The organism is Carboxylicivirga litoralis (genome assembly GCF_025499605.1).
Classification (GTDB): domain Bacteria; phylum Bacteroidota; class Bacteroidia; order Bacteroidales; family Marinilabiliaceae; genus Carboxylicivirga; species Carboxylicivirga litoralis.
Genome location: NZ_JAFMVC010000053.1, coordinates 1 through 7,869 on the forward strand (window position 1 = coordinate 1; position 7,869 = coordinate 7,869).

At 37.0% G+C, this 7,869-nt stretch carries 6 protein-coding genes; 5 read left to right on the forward strand and 1 reads right to left on the reverse strand.

Annotation, left to right across the window (positions count from 1 at the left end; translation table 11 throughout):
• Positions 1-137: 137 nt before the first annotated feature.
• From J1N10_RS20255 to J1N10_RS20270, 5 genes are all read left to right on the forward strand, one after another.
• The gene (locus J1N10_RS20255) at positions 138-581 is read left to right on the forward strand and encodes a DUF3237 domain-containing protein (protein ID WP_262328555.1); all 444 of its coding nucleotides are present in this window, start codon (positions 138-140) and stop codon (positions 579-581) included.
• 227 nt (positions 582-808) lie between these two features.
• Positions 809-2,341, forward strand: coding sequence for an alpha-N-arabinofuranosidase (locus J1N10_RS20260; protein WP_262328556.1), 1,533 nt, complete (start codon positions 809-811; stop codon positions 2,339-2,341).
• A gap of 67 nt (positions 2,342-2,408) precedes the next feature.
• Positions 2,409-2,519 (forward strand): integrase core domain-containing protein, encoded by a 111-nt coding sequence (locus tag J1N10_RS21350; protein ID WP_410053459.1) that lies wholly within the window; start codon positions 2,409-2,411, stop codon positions 2,517-2,519.
• A 1,229-nt stretch (positions 2,520-3,748) separates the two neighbouring features.
• Positions 3,749-4,753 (forward strand): DNA/RNA non-specific endonuclease, encoded by a 1,005-nt coding sequence (locus J1N10_RS20265; RefSeq protein ID WP_262328557.1) that lies wholly within the window; start codon positions 3,749-3,751, stop codon positions 4,751-4,753.
• Between the two features lie 150 nt (positions 4,754-4,903).
• Entirely contained in the window at positions 4,904-5,176 is a 273-nt protein-coding gene (locus J1N10_RS20270; RefSeq protein ID WP_262328558.1) for an HU family DNA-binding protein, read from the forward strand.
• 132 nt (positions 5,177-5,308) lie between these two features.
• Here J1N10_RS20270 and J1N10_RS20275 read toward each other — a convergent pair.
• Positions 5,309-7,869, reverse strand: a 2,561-nt coding sequence (locus J1N10_RS20275; RefSeq protein ID WP_262328559.1) for a hypothetical protein, incomplete at its 5' end; no start/stop codon positions are given.

Sequence of the window (7,869 nt, forward strand, 5' to 3'; positions counted from 1 at the left end):
TGGTCACTTTGGAGCGTCAAAGGGTGGTCAATTTCGTTCGTTAGACCTGGTCAATTTAAATCGTTAAGAGGTGGTCAACTTCAGCGTTTTTTCCAGTAATATTTGATAAAGAAGAAGAACCAGATATTCAGAAATAAATGCAAAAACTATACGCCGTACTACCTATAGTCCTGTTCTTATGTACTTGTTTTAATTTGAAGGGACAAGAATTCGTTAAACCAGGATTAGAGTTTACTTGTGAACTGAAAGTAACCATTAGTGAACTATTGCATTTAGGTACAACACCTCATGGCGAACGTATCATTATACCAATCACAGGAGGCACCTTTGAAAGACCAAATATGAAAGGTATTGTATTAAACGAAGGTGCAGATTACCAATATGCCAATAAAGCTTTGGGAAGAACTGAGCTTGACGCCATTTATACGATAAAAACAGATGATAATGTTCTGATTCATATTCGTAACCTTGGTATACTTTCTAAGGCTTATGATGAAAATGAGGAGCCAAATTATGGGGTTTATTTTAGAACCACTCCACAGTTTGAGGCTCCCATTGATTCAAAGTACAACTGGCTATAGAATGCCATTTTTATTTGCAAACCCGTTGGGAAAGATGGATATATATCCATTCAAGTTTGGAAAGTTTTATAAGTAATCAGCCTAATGGTATTTTGTTATACAATCAATTGAACTAATCAATCAAATTATAATACGAATTTATCACAACATAATATTAGAATGTAATAAACCTTACATTTGCTTTTTAAGCAGAGTATTACAAATTAGAATAAACGAAAAACAATCACATGAAGAAATCATTATTGTTGCTATTAGCAATATTAAACGTTATTACCCTATTTTCACAGAATTCCTTGGTTGTTAATCTTGATTCTACTGGAACTAAAATCAACAAAGAAATCTATGGGCATTTTTCCGAGCATCTCGGAACTTGTATTTATGAAGGAATATATGTTGGTAAAGATTCTGACATCCCAAACATCAACGGATATCGAAAAGATGTTGTTGAAGCTTTCAAAGAGATGAAAGTGCCTGTTTTAAGATGGCCAGGAGGGTGCTTTGCGGATACCTACCACTGGAAAGATGGCATTGGGCCAAAAGAAGATCGTCCATCAATCGTTAATGTATTTTGGGGAGGAGTAACGGAAGACAACAGCTTTGGAACACATGAATTTTTGGATTTTTGTGAATTGATAGGCACTGAACCATATTTAAGTATTAATGTAGGTTCAGGAACTGTTCAGGAAGCCATGGAATGGGTAGAGTATGTGACTTCATATAGCCAAAGTCCTATGACTGAATTACGTAAAAAGAATGGTCGTGAAGATCCATGGGATGTTAAGTTCTTTGGAATAGGTAATGAAAACTGGGGTTGTGGAGGTGATATGGATCCTGTTTATTATGCCAACTTATTTAGAAACTACTCATCTTATATTAGAGGTAACGACATTCAAAAAGTGATTTGTGGTCCCTCAGGAGGTGATACTAACTGGACAGAGACTATTTTAAAAACACTCAATAATAAAAAGAACCTTGCTCAAGGTTTATCTATGCATTATTATACTTTACCAACAGGAAGTTGGACTGGTAGCAAAGGGACTTCAATTGACTTTGGTGAGGATATGTACTTTGCGACTTTGCGCAACACAATTTATGTTGATGATATCATCAATAAACATTTGGCTGTTATGGATAAATACGATCCTGAAGGCAATATTAAATTAATTGTTGATGAATGGGGTACTTGGTATGATCAGCTTCCAGGAACTAAAGATGGTTTTCTTCAACAACAAAATACTGTAAGAGACGCTTTGGTTGCCGGTATAAATTTGAATATTTTTAACAATCATGCTGATAGAATTAGTATGGCTAATGTGGCCCAGATAGTGAATGTTTTACAATCACCTATCCTGACCAGAGGTAAAGAGATGGTGAAAACACCTACTTACTACATTTTTAAGATGTATAACGTTCATCAGGATGCTAACCTTGTCCCTGTAAAGTTAACCACCGAAGATTATTCTTACAATGGGGAGTCTATTCCTGCCGTAACTGCATCTGCTTCAGAAAAAGATGAAATAATAAGCATGACATTAACCAACGCTAATCCTGGTAAAGATATTACAATTGATTGTTCGTTGGGTAAGGATTTTAAAATTACAAATGCACAAATTGTAACCAGTAAAAACTATACTGATTATAATGATTTCGGACAAGATGAAAAAGTATTTATCTCTGATTTTAAAGCCGGAAAAATTAAAAACAAAAAGTTAAGTCTTAAGATACCTGCACACTCAGTTGTATTGGTACAAATGAAATAATATAAAATAACAAAAAGGAGGTGCTCTATTCACCTCCTTTTTGTTATTATTTGAGTTATAAAAATAACTGAATCATCCCTCTCCTCAAGTTCGTCATCTGGCATGGGAATGGATGACCGATTACAATGAAACACATCCACATAAGTCATTGGGCGGAATAAGCCCGTTAGAATGCTAAACAAATAGATAATCATCAGATTCTAAATAGCAAAGAAAGTTCGCTATGTGAACCCGTCAAGGATATATAAACGGCTTCGTACCTCTGCCGTCCTTGACTGTACCACTTAGCTCACTGAAAAAGCATTTAGAAATATGGTTTAACAAAAAGAAAAATGTCTATTTTGCGACTGTCTGATAAGGGGTAAGGCTACAAACTCACCTGTATCGCAAACTGAAAGGTTTAATCGGCTACTATTGATCTCAGGTCCATCTGTGTGAGTCATCCCTTGTCAGCAAAAGCTCATGCCAGGCTTTCGCAGCCCTATTTTCAGTGTCCACTTTTAAGGCATTCAAATAGCGCTGCTCACTAAAGTCACTCTCCTCGCTCTAACCGACATTACCCGGTCATCGAGCGGAGTCGAGATGAGCCTGTCATGCCCTTTGCAGCTCCCACGGTCTTCCTCACGGCAGCTCCCATTGTGTCTCAGGCACATTGTCATCACAGCCTGGCGTTCCGCCACTTCGTTGGGCGTAGCGTCACGCTACGTCCGCTCTTCCAATAAACCCTCACCACAACCGCTGCCAGTGTTTGGCTCGCCTGCTAGTCGCGGCGGGCATCGGGCTGCTACGCCCTTCGGGTCATATTATTTGCGCTGGCCTCCGTTCACACTCCGCTCCCCAGTGCCTGCAGCAGCCTCACCTCATTCACAATTACCAGTCTCATTCTTCACCTGGTAAATACTCACTCGCCTCAGCCACATCGTCACCCCACGCAAGTATGCACTTCTAACGTCTTTATGATATCATTGTCACAATATATGCAACTAACCGGTCACTGAGCGGAGTCGAAGTGCACACTTACTTTTTCCACCGCACCGCTGCGCTAGGCGTAGTGTCTCACTACGTCTCAGAGCAAATAATCCGCCAGCCCTCGGCTTGTCCGTTCCGTACCTCCACTTCCAAGCTATGTCAGTTTCCGCTTCCTTTGGTCGCTCTCAACCTGCCACCCTTGCTCCACTCGCAGTCGGCTCGACCCGTCATTCCACCGCAAACCGCCTCCGCCATCTCATCAACCGTCCTTCGTCCCGGTTCCTGAGCTTGCCGAAGGACTCATTGCGCTTACATCCAAACGCTTGCCGCAGGCGCTTGTCCCAATATCCTAACATCATATATCAAAAATCCATACATCCAAACACAATAAAATGCCCGCATTGTGGTTCTGAGTTTAATGCCTAAATTATATAAATCATGAATAGATTCAGAAATACACTTTTTGCACTATTACTTCTTTTATTACCTGCTACCCTTCTCGCCCAATACCAACCAAGCGCATCAGGTGAAGTCATTAAGCACATCTATTATTCCTTTTCGTATATCGAAGACCATGAGCAACCGGAATGGGTGTACTATAAACTGACGCCTTCACTCGTTAATGGTTCGCAATCACGCACCGATAACTTTCGTCCCGACCCCAATGTCTCAACTGGCTCAGCAACCCTCGCTGATTATAAAAGCTCAGGCTACGACCGTGGTCATCTTTGTCCGGCTGGTGATATGAAAATTGATAAATCAGCCATGAGCGAAACCTTCTACATGAGCAATATGTCCCCTCAGGAACCATCCTTCAATCGTGGTATCTGGAAAAAACTGGAAGCTACTGTTCGTCAATGGGCCATTGATGAAGGTACAATTCATGTGGCAACAGCAGGGGTACTTTCAACCTCATCAGACCATATCGGGACGAATAACGTCACTATACCAAAATACTATTATAAGGTAGTCTATGCACCAGACTCTGAAAAGATGATAGCATTTGTCTTACCAAATAAAAAGAGTAGTTCAACACTGCAAAGTTTTGTTGTTTCTGTTGATAAGGTGGAGCAACTGACAGGCGTCGATTTCTATCCTCAACTGGATGACGCACTCGAAAACAAATTAGAAGCCAATTCCAATGCAACGCAATGGTCATTTAAGCAATACAATTCATTATCAATTAAGCACACAGCTACAACAGAATCAACCTCATCAGCTACCCAGTGCAAAGGCATTGCCAAATCAACCGGTAACCGCTGCAAAAACAAAACAACCAATGCCAATGGTTACTGCTATGCCCACCAAAGTCAGGCGCCGGGTTATGTCAAACCGAAATCATCCAACTACTCAGATCGTTGCTGTGCAACCACCAAAGCCGGAGCTCGCTGTAAACGAAATGCCTCAAATGGCACCCGCTACTGCTGGCAACACCAAAAGTAACATATAAACATCTCACATCTAAAATTCTATACATCCTTACATCATCAATCGAACATCTCACATCCTTTAATAAAATCGCCCTGTAATAATGATAAACAAAGAGATTCTAAAGAATAATTTTTAGTTTAGTGCAATAAATTTTAACTCAATATGAATAAACAAGAATTAGTTTCAGCAATTGCTGAAGAAGCAGGTATCTCAAAAGTAGACGCTGAAAAAGCTATTAACGCCTTCTTTGAAACAACAAAAACAACGCTGGCAAAAAAAGAAAGCATCCAATTAATTGGCTTTGGAACATTCTCAGTATCTGAGCGCTCAGCTCGTACTGGTAGAAATCCACAAACCGGAAAGGAAATTCAAATAGCAGCAAAGAACGTTGCTAAATTCAAAGCAGGGAAAGCCTTAGACGACAGCATTAACTAAGGATTACTTAAAAAAACTGAAGGAGGTAACATGTAATGATACCTCCTTTTTTTGTATCTAATAGTTTTGATTTTTAGTGGGTTTCGTTTGAGTATTTATGTCTCTCCTGATAAATTCTAATTCGTAGATGTACTAATTATCTATGCTTTGCAATGCTTCAATAATGTTAGAATTGTTTCTTTCACTCTCAAGTTCTTTATCAAATATGTCAAGTGTATAATTAATTCTTTTCTTATCCTTTTTTGCCTGTTGTAATAACGCATTGTATGCATTGATAATTACATTTAGACTCTTATCATCGTAATAGAACTCATCCTGAATACCTGAATGTGATTTGGATGATTGAATATTCTTCAATAAGGACAAACATTCTATTGGATAAAAATGAGAACTTTTTGCAAGAAATTTAATATAGTTGCCAGGAGCAAGTATGCAAACTTTAGATTTTGAATACTTTGCAATAAATGACCTGAATTCAACGAAATACTCACAACTTAAATCCGAAAACAAGAATGTATATTCTCTTGCAATATCTATATCATCTTCATCGAGGAACTCGCTAAGAATGATTTTACATTTTTCTGTGATATCATTGTTGTGCTTAAATATATTTGATTCTGCAACATGAAGCATTGCCTTTCTTACTTCTTTTACTTTAGGATAGTAGTCTTGCAATATCGTGTATGATTCTTCACTACCTTCAAGCCACGCAACTGTAAGAGCCGTTGAAACATCCTTGGCTAGTTTTTCAATGGTTATCGTTTTCCTAAAATATGGTTCCAGTTCATTTGGATACTTTCGATTGAAATATTGAGCTGACCAAATTGAGCTTTGCAAAACTTGTTCATTATCTGTATCAACTAACTGAAGAAATAGCTTAAAATTTCGCTCAATATCATAGTTGTTCAAATAGGCGATTCTATATAATGTCGCAGCTTTAACACAATCCATCGGATCTTTAGGTATTTTTTCTAAAGTAGAGAAAATCCGCTCAGAGTAATCTGGCTGATTATTTATCATTACTAAACGCTTAGCTGCTGCTCCACGATTAGAATTAATTCCATCACTCAATAAAGCATCTGGATTAAAAACTTCATTCGGATTATTATCAGTTAAAGCTATTCTGGCTAAAAAACTAAATAGTTCATCATCCATATATTCATCACTTAATAATGTATCGATTAACCAAACTACTCTTCTCTTGGTGTGAGAAGTAATCCTACTACATTTAATAAGCTGCTTAACCAATCGTACTTTAATGTCAGTGTCTATCGCTTCTTCTGATTCGAAAAGACCTTCAACAGCATGAATAGCATAATCAATATGATAGACATCTTTAATTATAAAGTCACTAATATGAACAAGAAATTTTTCAGGTTCTTTCTTTACAGCTTCCTTTAAAGCTCTGCAATGCTCATCTTTACCACCTCTACCACTTCCGAAATCATGATGTTCGAAACCATTGTATTTTAACATACTCCTTTTCCAGGCTGTAATATTCATCCTCTCGTATGCTTTGCTATTTAAGGGATAACCAACAATTGTACCCATCCCAAATCTCTCTCTAATTGTGTCATTAACTACTCCATACTTACGATATAATTCCTGATATTTTTTCTTCAATAAGGAATTATTACAAATATATTTTTTGGGAATAGATTGTAAATAGGTGAGTTGGGTATATCCCCAATAGGTATACAACTTGCTTTTTCCATTATTGTCTTTGTAAGTGCGGTATAATATTCGTTCTTTAATATTTAAGATATAGTCATCCAAAACAGCCCTCTGATCATCACTAAAATGTGGGTAGGCTTTGTTAATAACTTGCCGAAATAAAATTAAAACATCATCTGTATTGCTAAGCAGTTCTCTTCTTTTAAAGATTTTAGCGAATTCAAATATTTCATTGATGAAATAGTGTGGATTAGCTTTTAATCCTTTTAAAACCACATTTAAAATTGTTGTATACCTGCTCTCAATATTTTCTTTTATAAATACATATATAATGTTTGAAGACTCTTCAGCAGCCTTATTAATATTTTTTTCTAATTGTGTAAGTAAAAATCCATAATCTTTCTCTCTATAACCTCCCATACTCTGAAATGCATGATCCATAATTAAATCATTATCACTTCTCGGATATTGCATTTCAGTTTTACAAACTAAATCAGTAACTGCTTTCAAATTAAGCTCCAAGGCTTTATTAAAATGATTTGTATAAAGATGTGTCAAGAACTTTTTACCGTCGTAGCCTATTTTAAGCTTTATATTACCAAGCTCATATTCAATACTTGATATTTTGTTTGAAAAATATGACTGAAATAAAGTAATCGCTGCGTCTTCATTTGTTTCAGAGATTTGAATTAATATATCAAACATGAAGTGTTCATTATCATAAAGCTCACTTTGCACAATTTCAAGTATTGAGAAAGCTTCTGGCAAATCCCAGATTTTATTGTAATAAAGGAGACGAATAAGTTCTTCATTTGAAAATGGTTCCTGTCCACTCAAAACGAAAGGTAAAATCAAACCTCTACACTCTGGAAGATGGCGTATTAAGATTGAATAAACTATTTGATGGTGGTTCAAGACCTTAGATAGTCTTAACCATAGAATATTATATCTCTCCAAAATAACTCGCAACCATCCATTAGAGTTTACATTGCTTAGAAACAGTTTTAATAGGCTTGTAT